This window comes from Stenotrophomonas sp. STEN008 (assembly GCF_056760435.1).
This window is the reverse complement of record NZ_JBRRET010000030.1, coordinates 1-19,271: the sequence shown is the minus strand read 5'-3', so window position 1 is coordinate 19,271 and position 19,271 is coordinate 1. Positions and strand designations below refer to the sequence as shown.

Sequence of the window (19,271 nt, the reverse complement as noted above, 5' to 3'; positions counted from 1 at the left end):
TTCTCTCGCTACGGGGAGCCGGTATTGTCGGCCAGTGCCGCGCGCTGCGACAGGGGGCCGCCGCCGCCCTCGGGCATGCCTGACAGCAGCGGTTGCAGGTGCTGGCGCAGTTGCGCATGCAGCTGCCGCACCGCGGGCGAGAACTGCTTGCGGTGCGGGCAGACCAGCTGCAGTGGGATGTGGCTGCCCACACCGCCAAGCAGCAGCTGCAGGCGCCCGGCCAGCACGTCCTCGCGCAGGTCCAGCCAGGACTTGTAGGTGATGCCCTCACCGGCCACCGCCCAGCGCCGCACCACATCGGCGTCGTCGCACACCAGCGGGCCCTGTACCGGGATCACCACGCGACGGCCGTCGACCTCGAAGGCCCAGCGGTCGTAGGCGCGACCACCGAGCTGGTAGGCCAGGCAGTCGTGCTCGCGCAGATCCTCCAGACGCTGCGGCGTGCCGCGCCGCTGCAGGTAGCCGGGCGACGCCGCCAGCACGCGCCGGTTGCCTTCCAGCAGGGGCAGGGCGACATAGCTGGCATCATCGAAGTGCCCGATGCGGATCGCCACATCGACCGGATCGCGGAATACATCAGCCACTTCGTCGGACAGGCGCAGATGCAGCCGCAGTCGCGGATGCATCGCACGGAACCGGGTCAGCCACGGCAGCAGCAGGTTGCGTCCGAAGTCCGACGGGGCAGAGAGCCGCAGCGTGCCATGCAGCTCGGCATCCTCGCCCTGCACCCGGGCCTGGCCTTCGCGCAGGGTCGCCAGCACCTCCTGCGCGTAAGGCAGGTACAGCGCGCCTTCGGCGGTCAGCCGCAGGCTGCGGGTGGTGCGCACGAACAGGCGCAGGTCCAGTTCGCGCTCGAGCCGGGCCACGGCGGCGGCGACCTGTCCGGGCAGCAGGTCGGCCTCGCGCGCGGCCTGCGAGAAGCTGCCCAGCGCGGCGGTACGGACGAACAGCTGCAGGTCGTCGAAGCGGATCATTTTCATCGCAGGAGTGAAAGTCCTGCCCGATTGTGCGCCTTTCCGGCGGACCGTGCGCGGCGCACGCTGTGGCCTCCTTTCCCACTGGACCGCTGCCATGCGCGCCATTGCCTATTCCCATGCCGGCCTGCCGATCGACGATGCACAGGCCCTGATCGATATCGACCTGCCGCTTCCCCAGCCGGGCCCGCGCGACCTCCGGGTGGCGGTGCGCGCGGTGGCGGTGAACCCGGTCGACACCAAGGTCCGCCGCAACATGGCCACCGATGGCCCGCGCGTGCTCGGCTGGGATGCCGTCGGCATCGTCGATGCGGTGGGCGGTGAGGTGACCTTGTTCCAGCCGGGCGATGCGGTCTACTACGCAGGCGTGATCGACCGGTCCGGCAGCAATGCCGAGTACCAGCTGGTGGACGAGCGCAGCGTGGGCCGCAAGCCGGCCAGCCTCGATGATGCGGCCGCCGCAGCCCTGCCGCTGACGGCGATCACGGCCTGGGAGCTGCTGTTTGATCGCCTGCGCATCGCCGAGGGCGCAGGCGAGGGCCAGACCCTGCTGGTGATCGGCGCGGCCGGTGGCGTCGGCTCGATCCTGGTGCAGCTTGCGCGTCGCCTGACCCGCTTGACCGTGATCGGCACCGCCTCGCGCCCGGAGACGCAGGACTGGGTGTACGCGATGGGCGCGCATCATGTGATCGACCACAGCCAGCCACTGGCCGAAGGGCTGGCACGGCTGGGCATCGCGCAGGTGGAGCATGTCGCCAGCCTGACCCACACCGACCAGCATTTCGCGCAGATCGTGGAGGTGCTGGCGCCACAGGGCCAGTTGGGGCTGATCGACGATCCTGGCCAGCTGGATGTGATGGCCCTCAAGCGCAAGGCGCTGTCGCTGCATTGGGAATCGATGTTCACCCGCCCGCTGTACCGGACGCCGGACATGCAGCAGCAGCACGTGCTGCTGAACCGCGTCGCGGACCTGGTCGATGCCGGCGTGCTGCAGACCACGCTGGGCGAGCATTTCGGCCGCATTGAAGCGGCGAACCTGCGCCGCGCGCATGCCGTGCTGGAGAGTCACCGCGCCAAGGGCAAGATCGTTCTCGAAGGCTGGTAGAGGCCTGTCTGCCTCCTGCAGAGCAAAGCATGACCCGGCCCTGCAGGAGGCCTCGCGGTACGTACCGCTGCCTCAGGGTTCACCGTTGTCGACGTGTTCGGCGAACCCGGGTCGCGACCGCAGGCGGTCAAACCAGGCGTCAACGCAGGGCAGCGCGGGCCTGGCGCCGGGGGTGCTGCGCCAGCGCTGGGTGGACAGGCCTAGCACGATGTCAGCCAGGGTGAAGTGGTCGCCGGTGACATACGCTCCCGTGCCGGCCAGCTGGGCATCCAGCAGACCCATGAGCTCATTCCAGCGGGCCAGGCCGGCCTCGGCCCGGTCGTCGTCGGGATAGTCAGGATGCTGCCGCACGCGTGCCATGAACACGTGGCGCCAGGCGGTGTTGAGGTCGGTCGCCTGCCAGTCCATCCATTGCTCGACCTTCGCACGCGCCTGCGCATCTGCCGGCAGCAGGTCAGCGCGTCCGGCGCGGGAGGCCAGGTAACGGCAGATGCTGTTCGATTCCCACAGCACGAAGCCGCCGTCGCGCAGCACCGGCACCTGCAGGTTCGGATTCAGCCCGGCCAGCCGCCGTGCCGACGGTGCCGGGTCGTGCTCGATGGCCAGCCTGAGCTCGGCGCACAGCCACAGCACCTTGCGTACGTTGATCGACGTGGGCTTTCCGAACAGCGCGAGCATGACCGGGGCGGGACGCAGCAGTTGAGACTGGCCCAGCCTACACTGGTGCCATGCAAACCGAATTCCTGCTCATCGCCGGCCTCCTGTTGGTCGTGCTCATCCTGCAGCTGGTCGCCCTGCTGCGCCGCCCACCGCATGATCGGCTGGAGCAGGCCGTACGCGAGGAGGCGCGGGCCGGCCGCAGTGAATTGCGCGAACAGCTGGATGGCTTTGCCCGGGCGCTGACCGACCTGTCGACCCGCACCGACCAGCGCCTGGACCTGCTGCGCGAGGCGCTGGGCGAGGATGCACGCAAGGCACGCGCCGAAGCCGCCGACAGCCAGCAGCGCAGCGGCGCCCTGCTGGCGCAGCGGCTGCAGGAACTGCGAGGCCAGCTGGAGAGCTTCGGCCAACAGCAGGAGGCGCGCATCCATGCCTTCGGCCAGCAGCTGCAGGAACTCACCGGCCGCACCGATGCCCAGCTCGGCGCGCTGCGCCAGACCCTGGTGGACGATGCACGCAAGGGCCGCGAGGAGGGGGCGCTGTCCCAGCAGCGTCTGACCGAGAGCCTGGGCCTGCGGCTGCAGGAGCTGACCCAGCGCAATGAACAGCGCATCACCGAGATGCGCGCCACTCTGGAAGAGCAGCTGCGCGCGCTGCAGAACGACAACGCCCAGAAGCTGGAGCAGATGCGCCACACCGTCGATGAGAAGCTGCAGTCGACGCTGGAAACACGACTGGGCCAGTCGTTCACCCTGGTCTCCGAACGCCTGGAGCAGGTGCAGCGCGGGCTGGGCGAGATGCAGCAGCTGGCCACCGGCGTCGGCGACCTCAAGCGCGTGCTGACCAACGTCAAGAACCGCGGCAGCTGGGGCGAAGTGCAGCTGGAGAACATTCTCGAGCAGACCCTGACCCAGGAGCAGTACGCGCGGGGCGTCAAGGTCCGTCCAGACAGTGGCGAGATGGTCGACATCGCCGTGCGCCTGCCGGGCCGCAGGAACGACGACACGCCGGTATGGCTGCCGATCGACTCCAAGTTCCCGCGTGAGGACTATGAGCGCCTGCTCGATGCGCAGGAGCAGGGCGATGCCGAGGGCGTGCGCCTGCAGGGCATCCAGCTTGAGCGCGCGGTGCGGGTGCAGGCCAAGTCGATCTGCGAGAAGTACATCGTGCCGCCGCACACCACGGATTTCGCAGTGATGTTCCTGCCTACCGAGGGCCTGTATGCCGAAGTGATCCGGCGTCCGGGCCTGGTCGACGGCCTGCAGCGCGATCACCGCGTGGTCGTGGCCGGGCCGACCACGGTCACCGCTCTGCTCAACAGCCTGCAGATGGGTTTCCGCACGCTGGCCATCGAGCAGCGGTCCAGCGAGGTGTGGAGCCTGCTGGGGGCGGTGAAGAGCGAATTCGGCAAGTTCGCCGGCATCCTCGAGAAGGCCGAGAAGCAGATCAGCACCGTGGGCCGCAGCATCGGCGACGCCAGCCGCAAGACGCGCACCATCGAGCGCAGGCTGCGCGGAGTGGAATCGCTGGCCACCGAGCAGGCGCAATCGCTGCTCGGCGACCTGGGCGAAGGGGATGCGGAAGGCAGCGGCGAGGATGATGGAAGTGAAGGCGGGACCGACGCCCGCTGAGCGACGCAGACACCCTGCCGACGGGGGCGATGCGTATGCTGGCGGCCTGTCCATCGCCAACAGGTACCGCCATGCGTTTCCACCTTGCCGCCAGTGCGGCCCTGGCCGCAGTGCTTGCTGCATGCAGCAGTACACCGCCTGCCACGCAGGCCGGTGATGCCCAGCCAGGCCCGGAGGCCGCCCAGGCCTACCAGGACGCGCGGGATGTGGACTGCCAGGCCGCCGGCGGCACCCTGCAGCCGCTGGGACGCCTGCAGCGCCTGCAGTGCGTGATTCCATACGCCGACGCAGGAAAGACGTGCAGCAGCAAGCGTGACTGCACCGGCCAATGCCTGGCCAGCGACGGCATCGCCGCCGGCACGGCAGCCACCGGCACCTGCCAGCGCGACGTCAGCCAGAACTTCGGCTGTCGTCAGCGCATCGACGACGGCAAGGCACAGGGCACGCTCTGCGTGGATTGAGGCGTTCCGGCGCAGCCACGTGGCGCTATGCTGATGGGCCATTCCCCGCTGTTGCCGGAGCACCCCGCGTGAGCACCCCGATCCAGGATATTCCCCTCACCACCATCGACGGCCAGCCGTCCAGTCTTGCCGATTACCAGGGCAAGGTGCTGCTGCTGGTCAACGTCGCCTCCAAGTGCGGCCTGACCCCGCAGTACGAGGGCCTGCAGGCGCTGTATGCGCAGAAGCAGGCACAGGGGCTGGAAGTGCTCGGTTTCCCGGCCAACAATTTCCTTGGCCAGGAGCCGGGCAGCGAGGCGGAGATCCAGCAGTTCTGCCAGCTGACCTACGATGTCACCTTCCCGATGTTCGCCAAGATCAGCGTGGCCGGCGATGACACGCACCCGCTCTACCAGCAGCTGATCGCCGCGCAGCCGCAGGCCATCGGCGAAGGCCCGCTGCGCGAGCGACTGTCCAGCAAGGAGATTCCGATCCACCCGGCGCCGGCGGTGTTGTGGAACTTCGAGAAGTTCCTGGTGGGCCGCGACGGCGCGGTCATCGCCCGCTTCGCGCCGGATGTCGCCGCCGATGATGCGCGTCTGCGCGAGGCCGTCGACGCCGCACTGGGCGCCTGATCGCCCGCAATGAAAAACCCCGCCGAGGCGGGGTTTTTCATCGGGTGCCGGCAGGACTCAGTTGCCCCACTGCGGCATCGGCATCGCATCGATCGGGATCGGCGAGTTGGGATCGTCCTGGCCGCGGTTGCGCTTGCCACGCAGATCGTTCTCGATCTGGTAGTTGCGACGCTGCAGCCACGCATCGCGGACCAGCGCGTATTCGTCCACCGCCGAACTGCGCAGATCGTCCACCGCCAGCAGCTGCGCGCGGCTGTCGACCAGCTGCAGGCCCTGCAGGCCGATGCGGACCTTGTCCTCTTCGATGTTGCGGATCGGCGAGAGCGGCATGTCGCCGGCCAGGCCGAACACATCACGCACGGTGCGGGGACCGAAGAACGGCAGCTCGACGTAGCGCGAGCGACGCCAGCCCCATGCACCCAGCGTCTGGCCGAAGTCTTCCTTTCGGTTGGCGACCATCGCCTTGCTGGCCGGATCGAACAGGCCACCGATACCCAGCGTCGAGTTCATCAGGAAGCGACCCAGCGTGTCCCAGGCATCATCCGGACGGCCCTGCAGCAGCTGGTTGACGATCGTCACCGGCGAGCGCAGGTTGCTGAAGAAGTTGCTCACACCGGTGCGGGCAAAGCGTGGCACCACGTGGGTGTAAGCCGTCGCCAGCGGTCGCGCGACGGCATTGTCGACCGCCACGTTGAACCGGTGCACCTTGCGGTTGAACGGTTCCCACGGGTCGTAGGCCACCGCGTTGCCAGCCGCACCGTCGGCGCCGTACAGCGCGTCGAAATCATCGTCGCCGCCGGGCTGCGCAGCGGCAGCCGAGGCACTGGTTCCAGCAGACGCGTCCGTGGCCGGAGGCGTATTGGCCGTGGCCGTTTCGCCGCTGGCCACGGGGGTGGGCTCCGCTGCCGGTGCGGGGGCATCGGTGGCGGTATCGGTGGCGGCGGTCGGGCTGGCCGGAACCAGCGTATCGGCAACCGGCGCATCGCTGCGCGCGGGCTTGCCGGCACAGGCGCTGAGCGCGGCGGCCAGGACGATCAGGGGGAGAGCGCGTACGACGTTCATGTCAGCTCGCAGCAGAAGTAGCGTTGAAATCCAGGTCGGGCGACAGCCGGTAGGCTGCGCTCAGTTCGTTGTAGCCGGCGGGCATGCCGGAGATCACCAGGGGGTGGCCGGCCTTGCGCGCGCGCGCGGCGAGCTCGGCCAGCAGGGCCAGGCCGGCGCTGTCCACGCGCTCGACCTCGCCCAGTTCCAGCCGTGCCAGCTGCGCCGGCAACGCCTGCAGCTGCGGCCACAGTGCAATGACAGCGGCACGATCCAGCGCCCCGCGCAGGCGCAGGGTGCCGCCTTCCAGCAGTGCCAGCGCGTTACTTGCCATTGCTGGCCGGTCCGGCCTGGATGCTGCCGCTGTGCAGTTCGTTGGCCACCTGTCGGATGCCCTTCTGGCGCAGGGGACTGTCGAACTGGTTGCGGAAGGTCTGCACGTAGGAGATGCCCTCGATGTTGACGTCGAAGATCTTCCACTGGCCGTTCACGTTGCGCATCCAGTACTCGACGGGCGTCGGTTCGTTGCCCGCACGCACCAGCTCGGTGCTCACGCGCACGCCGCGGTTGCCGGGCAGCGGGCTTTCACCCTTCAGGCGGAAGCTCGGCCTGCCCTGGATGTTCAGCAGGGCCGAACCGTAGCGCTGCATCAGGCTGTCGGCCATCGCATCGGCGAACAGCTTGATGTCCGCATCCGACGCGCCGCGTGCATGCGTGCCCAGCACCAGGCGCGCCGCGTAGTCGCGGTCGAAGGTGCGGTTCAGTTCGCTGTCGATGTAGGAGCGCAGGCTGGACGGATTGCTGCTGAACTCGCTCTTGCGCTGCTGCAGGGTGGACAGGATGCGGCTGCTGGCATCGATCACCACTTTGCCGGCCTGGGCCTGCGGAGCGGCGGCAGCGGGGGCCGCGGCCTGCGCCTGGGCGAGCAACGGGGTCGCCAGCAGCAGCGAGGACGCGAGCAGGGCCGGGATCAGTTTCATCTTCATGGTTGCGGTTCCTTTGCAGGCGCCTGTGCGCCATCGTTGGGCTTCGGGTCTGCGCCGCCGCCGGCGCCGCCACTGAACATGTACTTGCCGACCAGCTGGATCAGGTCCACTGCCGGCTGGGTGAAGACGATCTCCTCACCGGGCTTGAGCACTTCCGGATCACCACCGGGCTGAAGACCGATATAGCTCTCGCCCAGCAAACCACTGGTGAAGATGCCGGCCGAGGTATCCGCCGGCAGGTCCTTGACCTTGCTGTCCATGCGCAGGGTCACGATGGATTCGAACTTGACCGGGTCCAGGTCGATCGCGGCAACCTGGCCGACGGTAACGCCGCCGATCTTGACCGGCGCCTGCTTGCGCAGCTGGCCGACCTGGGAGAAGCGCGCCTTCAGCTCGTAGCCGTCACCGCCCCAGCTCCAGCGCTGGTTGGTGGAAGCCACGGCCAGCACCAGCAGCGACGCCAGGGCCAGCAGCAGGAATGCGCCGACGGAGAATTCGAGTCTGGGACCGCGGATGGCCATGGGGAGTACCTGATCGAGTCGTTGTGGCCGCGCGCACCGCGCACCGCCGATGGAAGGGTTAGGTGAACAGCATTGCCGACAGCACGAAGTTGAACATCAGCACCAGCAGGGAGGCATTGACCACCGCACGGGTGGTGGCCACCGAAGTGCCTTCGATGGTCGGCTCGGCGTGGAAACCGACATAGGCGGCGACCAGGGCTGCAGTGCCGCCGAAGATCGCCGACTTCAGCATCGCCACGCCGAAATCGTCCCAGAAGTCGACGCTGTTGCGCAGCGCCGACCAGAACACGCCATTGTCCAGGCCGAGCACGTGCACCGCTTCGAAGTAGCTGGCGCTGATCGCCAGCGAACAGAAGATGCCGGTCAGCAGCGGCACGGTCAGCACGGCTGCCCAGAAGCGCGGCGCCACGGCCTTGGCCACCGGGTCGATCGCCATCAGCTCCAGTGCCTTGATCTGGTCGGTGGCGCGCATCAGGCCCAGTTCGGCGGCGATCGAGCTGCCGGCACGGCCGATGAACAGCAGCGCGGTCAGCACCGGGGCCAGTTCACGGTAGAGCGACAAGCCGAGCAGGGTCGACAGGGCATCGGCCGCGCCGAAGGTGGTCAGCGTGCGGTAGCCCTGCAGGGTCAACACCAGACCGACGAAGGCGCCGCCGACAGCGATGATCGGCAGCGAGCGCGCGCCGATCTTGTAGATCTCACGGGTCAGTTCGCTCAGGAAATCACGGGTCGGCAGCGAACCGCGCAGCACGGTCAGCGAGAACAGGCCGGCGCGGCCCAGCGAGCGGGTGGCTTGGATGAAGGGCATCAGGCGACCCTCGCGCGCGGCTCGGCGTCGAACGGGATGGGGCCATCGGGCTGGCCGTGCAGGAACTGACGCAGCAACGGGTCCTGGCTGGACTGCAGCGCGTCGGGCGTGCCCTGGAAGACGATGCCGCCGTTGGCGATGGCGATCACCTGGTCGCAGATCGGCAGCGTCTCGTGCACGTGGTGGCTGACGATGATGCTGGTCAGTCCCAGGCTGTGGTTGAGACGCTGGATCAGGCTCATGATCACCCCGGACGCGATCGGGTCCAGCCCGGTCAGCGGCTCGTCATAGATCATCAGCGGCGGATCCAGCGCCAGCGCACGGGCCAGCGCTACGCGGCGCGCCATGCCGCCGGACAGCTCGCGCGGCCAGGCATCGGCCGCGGCCAGCAATCCCACCGCGTGCAGCTTCATCTGCACCAGCCGGCGCAGCACCGCCGCCGGCAGGCGGGTGTGGGTGCGCAGCGGCAGGGCGACGTTCTCGGCCACGGTGAGGTCGGTCAGCAGGCCATTGCCCTGCAGCAGGACGCCGACGCTCTTGCGCATCTCCAGCAGCTCGGCGCTGCGGTGCGGGATCGGCTTGCCGAACAGGGTGATATCGCCGGCCGCCGGGCGCAGTTCGCCGGTCAGCGCGGCCAGCAGGGTCGACTTGCCGCTGCCGGAGGGACCGAGCACGGCGGTGATGCTGCCCTTCGGCACCTGCAGGGAAACGTCGCGCAGGATCGTGCGTCCGCTCCGGTCGATGCGGACGTTGGACAACTGCACCAGACTGGAGGTGGAAGCCGACATGGGCACCATTAACATTTTTTCGACATCGAAGGATCGGGTCAGCCGGCTGAACATAAGCAGACTGGACGGTGCAGTATTGTGGCACGGCAGGGCCCCGGGCAGGTCGGGACAATCGCCGGGCGACCCGGAACAATCCGTGCCGGTGACAGGTTTGACCATTGAATACTGCCAGCCGTGCTGCACACTGTGCATGATGAGTGACCCGGGCAGCGACTTCCGCCTCTACCATTCCAACTCGCTGGATGTGCTGGCCGCGCTGCTGGCACGCAACGTCCGTGCGCCGATGCCAGGGCAGCCGCTGCTCGCACCGGAGGTGGTGCTGATCCCGCAGGTGGCGATGCGGCGCTGGCTGCAGGCGACATTGGCCGCCGAATACGGTGTCGCCGCCAACCTCGAATTCCTCACCCCGGGTGAGTTCGTCGCCCGTGCGCTCAACGCCAACGTCGATGGCGAAGCCGACGATCTCGATGCTGCCGGCCTGCACTGGCGGCTGTACCGGGCGCTGCGCGATCCGGCGCTGCTCGGGCAACCACCGATGCGCGCGCTGCAGTCCTATCTTGCCGGCAGCGATGGGCTGAAACCCTGGGCCCTGGCCGGCGAGCTGGCGTCGGTGTTCGAGAAATACCAGGCCTGGCGGCGCGACTGGCTGCTGCGCTGGGAGGCCGGGGCCGACCCGGCCGATCCCCAGGCGATCCTGTGGCGCGCCGTTGCCGGTGGGCATGGCTACCGCGCGCGCCGCATCCAGACCTACCTGGACCGCTTCGAGGGTGCCGGCCAGCCATTGCCGCAGGGGTTGCCGCCGCGCATGTCCGCATTCGCGACGCTCAACATCTCCCCGGACGTGCTGCGGGTCATGGCGACCCAGGCGCGGGTGGGCGAACTGCATTTCTACCTGCCCACCCCGGTGCAGTCGTACTGGGGCGACCTGCAGACCCTGGCCGAGCGGCTGCGCAGCGGCGCTCCCGATCCCTTCGGCGAAGCGGCGGGAGAAAACCGCCTGCTGGAAGCCTGGGGCGCAGCCGGCCGCGACTTCATGGCGGTGCTGGGCAGCTATGAAGTGGTACACCCGGCCGGTGAGATCGCCGCCTACATCGACCCGGAAGACGACGCGCGGCCGACGATGGCCGACGGCGGCCTGTCCGACAGCCTGCTGCACCGCCTGCAGCGCGATCTGTTCCACCGTCGGGCGCTGCCGTCCGGCGAACTGCGTGATGGCCTGGCCGGCGATGATCCCAGCCTGCAGGTGCACGCCTGCCACACCCGCCTGCGCGAACTGCAGGTCCTGCACGACCAGCTGCGTGGCCTGCTTGAGGATGACCGCTTCGACCCGCCGCTGCAGGCCCGCGAGATCGCCGTGCTGGCGCCGGACATCGATCCCTACGTGCCCTACCTGGAGGCCGTGTTCGGTGGCCGCGGTGGCGAGGACGACCACATTCCCTACGCGTTGGCCGACAGCAGTCCGCTGGCGGGCGAACCGCTGGCCGATGTGTTCGTGCACCTGATTGGCCTGCCGGTCTCGCGGTTCGGGCTGAATGAAATGCTGGACCTGCTGGCCAGCGCGCCCCTGGCCGAGGCAGCCGGACTGGACGCGACCGACTTCGACCGCCTGCATGGCTGGCTGCAGCAGGCGGGCGCACGCTGGGGGCTGGATGCGGACCATCGCGCCCGGCACGGCGCGCCGCCGGATGATGCCTACACCTGGCAGTTCGCGCTGGATCGTCTGCTGCTGGGCCATGCCACCGGCAGCGATGCCGACCTGGCCGGCGTCGCGCCGTGGACCGGGCTGGAAGGTGGCGCGCTGGATGCGCTGGACCGCCTGCTGCGCCTGCTGCGGGTACTGGCCGTCTACCAGCGCCGTCTTGGCGAGACGTTGACTCCGGCGCAGTGGCGGCAGCGCCTGCTGTCGCTGCTGGATGCGCTGCTGCCGACCCCGCCCGGCTCACCCAACAGCCAGCGCGCGCTGGAGCGGCTGCGCAAACTGCTCAACCAGTTCGCCGAAGACGCAGACAAGGCCGGCTTCAGCGACGGGGTGCCTCCCGAAGTGATACGTGCGCATTTCGCCTCCGCCCTGGCCGAAGCCGACACGCGTGCACCGCTGCTGACCGGCGGCATCAGCTTCGGCCGCATGGTGCCGATGCGATTGCTGCCGTTCCGGGTGATCTGCGTACTCGGCCTCAATGATGGCGATTTCCCGCGTCGCGATCCGGCGGCCGGCCTGAACCAGCTCACCGCCGAACTGGACACGCCCCGACGCCGCCCGGGCGACCGTTCCACCCGCGAGGACGATCGCTTCCTGTTCCTGCAGCTGTTCGCCGCCGCACAGGACGTGTTCTACCTCAGTTATCTCGGCGCCGATCCGCGCGATGGCAGCGTGCGGGAACCGTCGGTGCTGGTCAGCGAGCTGATCGACGCCGTGGCGGCCTACCACCTCGATCCAGCCGCCGCCGCCGCGGCATTCACGGTCCGCCACGCGCTGCAGCCGTTCTCCCCCGCCGCGTTCGGCGATGGCGACCCGCGTCGCTTCAGCTACCGCCGGCAATGGCATCCCGCAGCCGGTCGCCTGGCCGGGCAGCGTGGCGGGCTGTCGCCGTGGTTCGACGCGGCGGCGCTGCCGCCGCCGGTCGAAGCTGCGGTGGAAGAGGAGCTGTCTCTGGAAAGCCTGCGCCGTTTTCTGTGCGATCCGGCTGGGCAGTTCCTGTCGCAGTCTCTGGGCCTTCGACTGGCCGATGAGGTCGAGGACGTCGTCGATCTGGAGCCGCTGGTGCTGTCCGCGCGAGGGCCGGACACGCGCAGTGTGCAGGCCGCGGTGGTGCGTGCCACCCTCACCGGCGATGACGACCCGCTCTACCCGAGGCTGCGCGCACGCGCGCTGGTGCCATCCGGCGCGCTGGGCGAGCGGCAGTTCGAGGTGGAACAATCGAAGACCCGCCCCTATGCCGACGCAATGCTGGGCTGGATGCAGGGCGTACAGCCGGAAAGCCGCCGCTATGAGGTCCAGATCGACGGCGTGCGCCTGCACGGCCGGGTTGCCGATCGCCATCCCGGTGGTCTGGTGCGGCTGCGCGCGGGCACGCTCAACGGCAACGCGGTGATCCGCCAGGGGCTGGACTGGCTGCTGGCCAATGCGGCAGGCGACGCGTTGCCGCTGGTCCAGTTCCACGACGGCGGTGACGCCGGTCAGGGTCCGCACGTCCTGCCGGCACTGTCCGTGCCCGCGGCGCGGGCCGCCCTGCGCGCGCTGCTGCAGCTGCGCCGGCGTGGCCTGCGTGAGCCGTTGTGGTTCGCTCCCTACACCGGCTGGGTGCTGTACACGACCAGCGGCGAGAAACAGCGCAGCGAGGGCTGGAAGCAGTGGCATGGCAGCGACCGCAGCTGGGGCGAATCCCGCAGTGACGCCTGGCAGTTGCTGATGCGCGGTGCCGATCCCTTCGCAGACGATGCCCGGTATGCCGAGCTGCTGCACAACAGCCAGGTGGTGTTCGGCGCGCTGCGCGAAGGCCGCGTGCCCGGCGCCGGTTCACATACAGAGGTCACCGGATGAACGCTACCGTGGCAGGCAGCCCCATCGAACATCCCGGTATCGACCCGTATCTCGCACTGCCCCTGGATGGCGTCCGCCTGATCGAAGCCAGTGCCGGCACCGGCAAGACCTTCACCCTGGCCACGCTGTTCACCCGGCTCGTGGTCGAGCAGGGCCTGCGTATCGGCCAGATCCTGGCGGTGACCTTCACCGATGCCGCGACCCAGGAACTGCGCAAGCGCATCCGTGAGCGACTGGCGCTGGCCGCGCGGATGGTCGACCTGCCTCCGGGCGACGGCGAGGCACCCGACATGCGGTTGACCCGGCAGATCCTGCGGCGCCATCTCGATGCCGGCAATGAGAGCGCGGCGGCGCTGAAGCGTCGCCTGCAGGTCGCTGCCGACGAAATCGATCTGGCCGCGATCTTCACCATCCACGGCTTCTGCACCCGCGTGCTGCGCGAGCACGCACTGGAGAGCGGCCACACCTTCGATCCTCCGGAGCTGCTGACCAGCGACCGCGAGCTGATGGAGGAACTGGCGGCTGACCTGTGGCGCGTGCACGCCAACGATCCGGCCACACTGGAGCCGCTGACCTTGTTGTGGTCGAGCCCGGACGCACTGGCAGGCGACCTGCGCGCGCTGCTGGCCGCACCGCCGCTGCATCCATTGCCATTGCCGACGCTGCCGGACGATCCGCGGCCGCGGATGCTGCAGGCCGCGCAGGTCCTCGCGTCCGCCATCGACTCCGGTCTTGATGCGGCCCGTGGGCAGATCGCCACGGCGTTCGAGAAGAAGGTCTTCGATGGACGTCGTGCCAAGCGGCCGAGCTTCGACAAGGCATTCTCCACCCTGGTCGCCGGGCAGGCCGGCGCGGACTGGTCACGCGATGGAAAACTCCATCTGGAGAAGCTGCTGCCCACTTCGATGCAGGCGCTCTGCCGGGACGATCAGCAGGGCGCATGCCCGGATGCACCCCTCTTCGACGCATTGCAGGCCTGGTGGGATGCCGCCGACGTGGTCATGTCGTGGCTTCGCCAGCGCGCGATCCGCTTCCTGCACGCCCTGCGCGCCGAAGCCGCGCAGCGACTGGCCCTGTTGAAACAGACGCGACGGGTGCAGACCTACGATGACCTGATCGACGGCGTGGCGCTTGCCCTGCAGGGGCCGCAACGGCTGACGCTGGTGCAACGGCTGCGCGCGCAGTACCGCATTGCCCTGGTCGATGAGTTCCAGGACACCGATGACCGCCAATGGGGCATCTTCCACACCCTGTTCGGCGATTCGCCGGAGGTACGCGAACTGGGACTGGCGCCAGCGCTGTTCCTGATCGGCGATCCGAAGCAGGCGATCTATGGCTTCCGCGGCGGCGACATCCATACTTACCTCAAGGCCAGGCAGGTTGCGCAGCCTGCGCCGGCACTGGACCAGAATTTCCGCTCGCGGCCTGCGCTGCTGCGCGTGCTGCAGATGCTGTACGACAACGGCGGTGAGGACGCCTTCCTCGAGCGTGACATCCGCTTCGAGCCGGTGCGGCCGGGCGGCGTACGTGTAGATGCGGATTACCAGCGTGATGGCCATGCCGCCGCAGCCCTGACCCTGCGCGTGCTGCGCAGCGGCGGTGACAGGCCGCTGGCTGCCGATGCCTCCCGCGAGGCAGCGACGCGGGCCTGTGTGGCCGCCATTCACCAGGTGCTGGTGGACGCGCGCGCCGGCAGGGCCCTGCTGCGTGGTCGCCCGGTGCAGCCGGCTGACATCGCCGTGCTGGTGCGTTCGCATCGCGAGGCCACGCTTGTACAGCGTGCGCTGGCGGCTGTTGGAATTCCCGCGGTGGCAGCCGGCAGGCAGAGCCTGTTCGCCACCAGCGAAGCCCGCGACCTGCGCGCGCTGCTGCTGGCCCTGCTGCAACCGGCCGACGAAGGCCGCCTGCGTACCGCGCTGGCCACCGTGCTGCTCGGCCAGCCTGCCAGTGCGATCGCAGCGATGGAACGCGAAGGCGACCTACAGCGGGGATTCCAGGCGCAGCTGCTGCACTGGCGCGAACGATGGCAGCGCGGCGGCCCGTTCGCGGTGATCGCCGACGTCTGCGCCGCACAGGGCGAACGCCTGCTGGCGCTGATCGATGGCGAGCGCCGGCTGACCAATTACCTCCAGCTCGGCGAGCTGCTGCAGGAGGCGTCGGCACAGGCGCTGGGCATGCATGGCCTGCTGGACTGGCTGCAGGGCCGGATGGCCAGCGCCGACCAGGACGATGAGCAGCAGCTGCTGCGCCTGGAATCGGACGCGCGCCGTGTGCAGATCATCACCCTGCACAAGAGCAAGGGCCTGGAATACCCCTTGGTGTTCCTGCCGTTCGTGGGCATCGAGCGCGGCGCGAACAACAGCGCTGCACACTGCACCGTGCATCTGGACGGCGAGCGCCAGCTGCACTGGAAGCTGGACAGGGACGAGGTGTGGGACGCAGTCAGCCGCCAGGCGCGGCACGAACAGCAGGCAGAGGACGCGCGCCTGCTGTACGTCGGCATGACCCGAGCCGAGCACGCGCTGTGGATCGCCATCGGTGACCTCGCCGGTCTTGCCAGGACCGCACTGGCGCCATTGCTGGGCGACCTGCAGGCCCTGCGCGGGTGCGCCGATGTGCAGGTCGACGACAGCGAGCCGGTGGCGCAGCTGCCGCAGCTGGCGGTGGAAATGGACGGCGAACTTCCGGCAGTGCGCACGCAGGCGCGTCGCGTGCCCCACGACTGGTGGGTATACAGCTTCACCCAGCTGGCCCATGCCGATGCCGGCAGTGGCAGTGACATCGAGGCGGCCGCCACCGAACTTCCGGCGCCGGCGGCCGACGAACCGGTTGGCGCGGAGCTGCCCCTGGAGCCCGCGCTGCCGGATCCTGCCGCGACCGAAGAGGCCGCGCCGGTCGACCCGCGTTTCATGGGCAGCCGCTTCGGCAACGTGCTGCACGAAGCGATGGAGAACGTCGACTTCACCGCATGGGGCGCCTGGCAGCCCGGCCAGGAAGCGCCGGAAGGCCAGGCCGCCGTGCTGCGCAAGGCATTGCGCGACGAGGGCTATGCAGATGCAGACCTGGATGACGGCATCGCGGTGCTGGTGCCACTGGTCGGACAGACCCTCATCGCGGAGCTGCCGGAGGGCGGCGCGCTGTACAGCGTGCCCGCGCAGGATCGCCGCGCCGAGATCGACTTCCACTTCGCCATCGAGCCGACCGCTGTGCCGGCACTGCTGGATGTACTGCATGCCCACGGCATCGCCAGCGCGCGCCGGGGCTTCGGCCAGCGCCGCCGGCTGGAAGGGCTGATGACCGGCATGATCGACCTCACCTACGTGCGCGATGGCCGCTGGTACGTGCTCGACTACAAATCCAACCGGCTGCCGGGCTACAGCCCCGACCTGCTGGCCATCGCCATGCGCCACAGCGAGTACGACCTGCAGGCCCTGATCTATACCGTCGCGCTGCATCGCTGGCTGCGCTTCCGGCTGGGGGCGGCCTACCGCTACGAACGCGACATGGGCGGCATCCGCTATCTGTTCTGCCGCGGCCTGGATGGCACTGGCAATGGTGTCTACACCGATCGTTTCCCGCTCGAACTGGTGGACGCGCTCGATGCGTTGTTCGCCGGAGGCAGGCAGGCCCAGGCCGAGCTGGCGGCACGCGCGCTTGGAGCCAGCGCATGAGCCTGCTCAGGGATCTGTACCGCAATGGCCAGCTGCGGACGATCGACCACGCCTTGGCGACCGGCCTGCAGCGCCTGCGCACGGACACCCCGGAGGACGTGGCCCTGGCGGCGGCCCTGGCCTCGCTGGCGGTATCGCTGGGGCATGCCGGTTTCGATCCGGCGCAGCCGCACCGGCTGCTGGAAGGCGTATCCGCCTGGCCGGCGCCGCAATCCTGGATCGAGCAGCTGCGCGCCTCGCCCTGGGTCGCGACCCCCGGGCGCGCCGATGCTGTCGCAGATGACGCCCCGCTGGTGATGGAGAATGGCCTGCTGTACCTGCGCCGCTATCGCGAGTACGAGCGGCAGCTGGCGGCAGGCCTGCAGCGCATCGGCGGCCATCCGCTGCCGGCGCCGGATCTGCCCGCGTTGGCGCCTCTGTTCGCACGGCTGTTCCCGCAGGCCCGGGATGCCGAGGATCATCAGGCGCGCGCGGCAGGCGTGACCCTGCGTCATCCCTTGGCGCTGGTGACCGGAGGACCCGGCACCGGCAAGACCACCACCATCGCGCGCCTGCTGCTGTTGCTGGCTGCGCAGGCAGCGCATGCCGGCCAGCCACCGCCGAAGGTGGCCTTGGCCGCACCGACCGGCCGCGCCGCAGAGCGGATGGCTGAAAGCCTGCGTCTGGCCGTGCAGCGGTTGCAGGAGGAGGGCCTGGACCCGGCGCTGTGCGCCGCACTGCCTACCACCGGTACCACCCTGCATCGCCTGCTGGGCGTCATTCCCGACTCGCCCCGCTTCCGCCACCACGCCGATAATCCGCTGCCGCTGGATGTGGTGGTGATCGACGAAGCGTCGATGATCGATCTGCCGATGATGGCCAAGCTGGTCGATGCCATCGCCAGCGGCACCCGTCTGATCCTGCTCGGCGATCCTGACCAGCTGCCCTCGGTCGAAGCCGGCGACGTGCTGGGCGCGATCCTGCGAGCCAGCGGTGATGGCATGGGCACGCGCGTCGATGATGCACTGGCGTTGCAGGGGGTGTTGGCGGCACCGGCATTGCAGCCGCCGGCGCCGGTCCATGCATTCACCGGTCGGCGGGTGCAGCTGCAGCGCGGTTACCGGCAGAGCGACGCATTGGATCTGGCACCGTTGGCGCGTGCCGTCCGCGATGGCGACAGCGTCACCACGCTGCGACTGCTGCGCAGTGGCGAACTGTCGGGAGTCCGCTTCCACGAAGGGGAGCCGGATCCGCTGCGTGACCAGCGTGAGCATCTGCTGGGCCGCTGGCGTGCATTGGCCGATATCCGGGACCCGGTCCTGGCACTGCAGCAGGCCGGCCGCCTGCGCGTGCTGACCGCGCTGCGTGAAGGGCCGCAGGGAGCCCGTGGCCTCAACGAGCGGATCGAACAGCTGCTGGCCGGCACCACCCCGGGCTACTTCCAGGGGCGCCTGCTGCTGGTAACCGAGAACAGCTATCGGCATCGCTTGTTCAACGGCGATGTCGGCATCTGCCTGCGCGACAGCACGGGCGCGATGGTGGCGTGGTTCCCCGGCGACACCGCCGATCAGCCGCGCGCCTTCCATCCGGCCGCATTGCCGGCGCACGAGAGCGCGTTCGCAATGACCGTGCACAAGGCACAGGGCTCGGAGTTCGATGAGGTCTGGCTGCAACTGCCACGGCAGGACAGTCGCGTGCTGTCGCGCGAGCTGATCTACACCGGGCTGACCCGTGCCCGCCAGGTCCTGCATGTGGCGGCCAGTGCCGACGTGCTGCAGGCCGCGCTCAAGCGCCATGCCAGTCGAATCGGCGGCCTGGCCTGGCGGCTGGGTGCAGAAGAGGTGGCCGAACAACCAGCGCGCATGGAACAGCCCACGGTGCAGGGCCAGTTGTTCTGAACCGGGGTCGGACCCCCTTCCCAACGGGAACGGGATCCGCCCCGGCGTCATTCCGCGATCAGCACCAGGCCATCGGGGAAGACGATGGCCGCTTCATCCGCGCTGACATCAAAGAAGCCCACCCCGTGCTCCTCCGCAAGGTCCTGTACCCGGCCGTGCGCACGCTCGGCCACGGAGTAGGCAAACGCACCGTAGATGACGTGCCGGCCGATGCTGTAGTCGGTGACCTCGGCGCGATCGTCCCCATCGTTGCTCAGCGGACCATTCAAGGGCGGGAACTCCCGTGCCATCGCGGCGAACCAGCCCTGCAGTGCCGGACTGCTGACCACCGGATCGTCGTACTCGTGGTTCTCGCCCCAGGCGGTCTGCTTCTCGAACCAGGCGATGAACGCTGCCGCCTCACGCGGGGCGACGCTGGCCTCGAACACCATCATGTCGTAACTCATTGAACCGTCCTGTTGTCGGGGCGAAAGGCCGCCCGGGGGGGGGCCCCCCCGCGGGGGGGGGGGGGGGTATTTTCGCACGATCGGGCAGCCGACGGCCGCGACACGGAAAAACGCACGCACCTGCGCACAGGCAGCCCCAGCCCGAGC

General features: G+C 69.1%; 16 protein-coding genes. 7 read left to right on the top strand and 9 right to left on the bottom strand.

The genetic code is table 11. From position 1 onward, the window contains the following. Window positions 1-8: 8 nt before the first annotated feature. Entirely contained in the window at window positions 9-980 is a 972-nt protein-coding gene (locus ACVOME_RS13840; protein ID WP_053517236.1) for a LysR family transcriptional regulator, read from the bottom strand. A gap of 91 nt (window positions 981-1,071) precedes the next feature. Here ACVOME_RS13840 and ACVOME_RS13835 point away from each other — a divergent pair, with 91 nt between their 5' ends. Further along, entirely contained in the window at window positions 1,072-2,079 is a 1,008-nt protein-coding gene (locus ACVOME_RS13835; RefSeq protein WP_065174064.1) for a zinc-binding alcohol dehydrogenase family protein, read from the top strand. Between the two features lie 72 nt (window positions 2,080-2,151). On the opposite strand, the gene ACVOME_RS13830 is transcribed toward ACVOME_RS13835, so the two are convergent. Next, a complete protein-coding gene (locus ACVOME_RS13830) occupies window positions 2,152-2,757 on the bottom strand; it encodes a glutathione S-transferase family protein (protein WP_065174063.1) in 606 nt (201 codons plus the stop codon). Between the two features lie 50 nt (window positions 2,758-2,807). On the opposite strand from ACVOME_RS13830, the gene ACVOME_RS13825 reads away from it, so the two are divergent. From ACVOME_RS13825 to ACVOME_RS13815, 3 genes are all read left to right on the top strand, one after another. Further along, on the top strand, window positions 2,808-4,370 hold the full coding sequence (locus ACVOME_RS13825) for a DNA recombination protein RmuC (RefSeq protein ID WP_065174062.1): 1,563 nt from the start codon (window positions 2,808-2,810) through the stop codon (window positions 4,368-4,370). Between the two features lie 71 nt (window positions 4,371-4,441). Continuing rightward, the gene (locus ACVOME_RS13820; RefSeq protein ID WP_065174061.1) at window positions 4,442-4,831 is read left to right on the top strand and encodes a hypothetical protein; all 390 of its coding nucleotides are present in this window, start codon (window positions 4,442-4,444) and stop codon (window positions 4,829-4,831) included. Window positions 4,832-4,899: 68 nt separating this feature from the next. Then, complete coding sequence (locus tag ACVOME_RS13815; RefSeq protein WP_065174060.1) at window positions 4,900-5,445, top strand: glutathione peroxidase; 546 nt, start codon at window positions 4,900-4,902, stop codon at window positions 5,443-5,445. Window positions 5,446-5,502: 57 nt separating this feature from the next. Here the strand turns inward: ACVOME_RS13815 and ACVOME_RS13810 are convergent, their stop codons facing one another. Genes ACVOME_RS13810 through ACVOME_RS13785 form a run of 6 tightly spaced genes read right to left on the bottom strand, consistent with a single transcriptional unit; the run spans window position 5,503 to window position 9,589 of the window. Next, a complete protein-coding gene (locus ACVOME_RS13810; RefSeq protein WP_065174059.1) occupies window positions 5,503-6,507 on the bottom strand; it encodes an MlaA family lipoprotein in 1,005 nt (334 codons plus the stop codon). Between the two features lies 1 nt (window position 6,508). Continuing rightward, complete coding sequence (locus ACVOME_RS13805; protein ID WP_053517244.1) at window positions 6,509-6,820, bottom strand: STAS domain-containing protein; 312 nt, start codon at window positions 6,818-6,820, stop codon at window positions 6,509-6,511. Continuing rightward, on the bottom strand, window positions 6,810-7,472 hold the full coding sequence (locus ACVOME_RS13800; protein ID WP_065174058.1) for an MlaC/ttg2D family ABC transporter substrate-binding protein: 663 nt from the start codon (window positions 7,470-7,472) through the stop codon (window positions 6,810-6,812). The genes ACVOME_RS13805 and ACVOME_RS13800 overlap by 11 nt, the downstream gene beginning before the upstream one ends. Continuing rightward, window positions 7,469-7,993, bottom strand: coding sequence for an outer membrane lipid asymmetry maintenance protein MlaD (gene mlaD, locus ACVOME_RS13795; RefSeq protein WP_053517247.1), 525 nt, complete (start codon window positions 7,991-7,993; stop codon window positions 7,469-7,471). Before mlaD ends, ACVOME_RS13800 begins: the two co-directional genes overlap by 4 nt. A 58-nt stretch (window positions 7,994-8,051) precedes the next feature. Beyond that, complete coding sequence (locus tag ACVOME_RS13790) at window positions 8,052-8,801, bottom strand: MlaE family lipid ABC transporter permease subunit (RefSeq protein WP_053517248.1); 750 nt, start codon at window positions 8,799-8,801, stop codon at window positions 8,052-8,054. After that, window positions 8,801-9,589 carry an ABC transporter ATP-binding protein gene (locus ACVOME_RS13785; protein WP_065174056.1) on the bottom strand — a complete coding sequence of 263 codons (789 nt, stop codon included), beginning with the start codon at window positions 9,587-9,589 and terminating at the stop codon, window positions 8,801-8,803. Before ACVOME_RS13785 ends, ACVOME_RS13790 begins: the two co-directional genes overlap by 1 nt. A 190-nt stretch (window positions 9,590-9,779) precedes the next feature. On the opposite strand from ACVOME_RS13785, the gene recC reads away from it, so the two are divergent. The 3 genes from recC to recD are packed head-to-tail and all read left to right on the top strand — an operon-like array spanning window position 9,780 to window position 18,678. Then, a complete protein-coding gene (recC, locus tag ACVOME_RS13780) occupies window positions 9,780-13,130 on the top strand; it encodes an exodeoxyribonuclease V subunit gamma (protein WP_481505190.1) in 3,351 nt (1,116 codons plus the stop codon). After that, window positions 13,127-16,801, top strand: coding sequence for an exodeoxyribonuclease V subunit beta (recB, locus tag ACVOME_RS13775; protein ID WP_476342974.1), 3,675 nt, complete (start codon window positions 13,127-13,129; stop codon window positions 16,799-16,801). The genes recC and recB overlap by 4 nt, the downstream gene beginning before the upstream one ends. Next, entirely contained in the window at window positions 16,798-18,678 is a 1,881-nt protein-coding gene (gene recD, locus ACVOME_RS13770) for an exodeoxyribonuclease V subunit alpha (RefSeq protein WP_065182150.1), read from the top strand. The genes recB and recD overlap by 4 nt, the downstream gene beginning before the upstream one ends. A gap of 47 nt (window positions 18,679-18,725) precedes the next feature. Here recD and ACVOME_RS13765 read toward each other — a convergent pair whose 3' ends face one another. After that, window positions 18,726-19,124, bottom strand: a complete 399-nt coding sequence (locus tag ACVOME_RS13765; RefSeq protein WP_481505189.1) for a hypothetical protein — start codon at window positions 19,122-19,124, stop codon at window positions 18,726-18,728. Window positions 19,125-19,271: the final 147 nt, after the last annotated feature.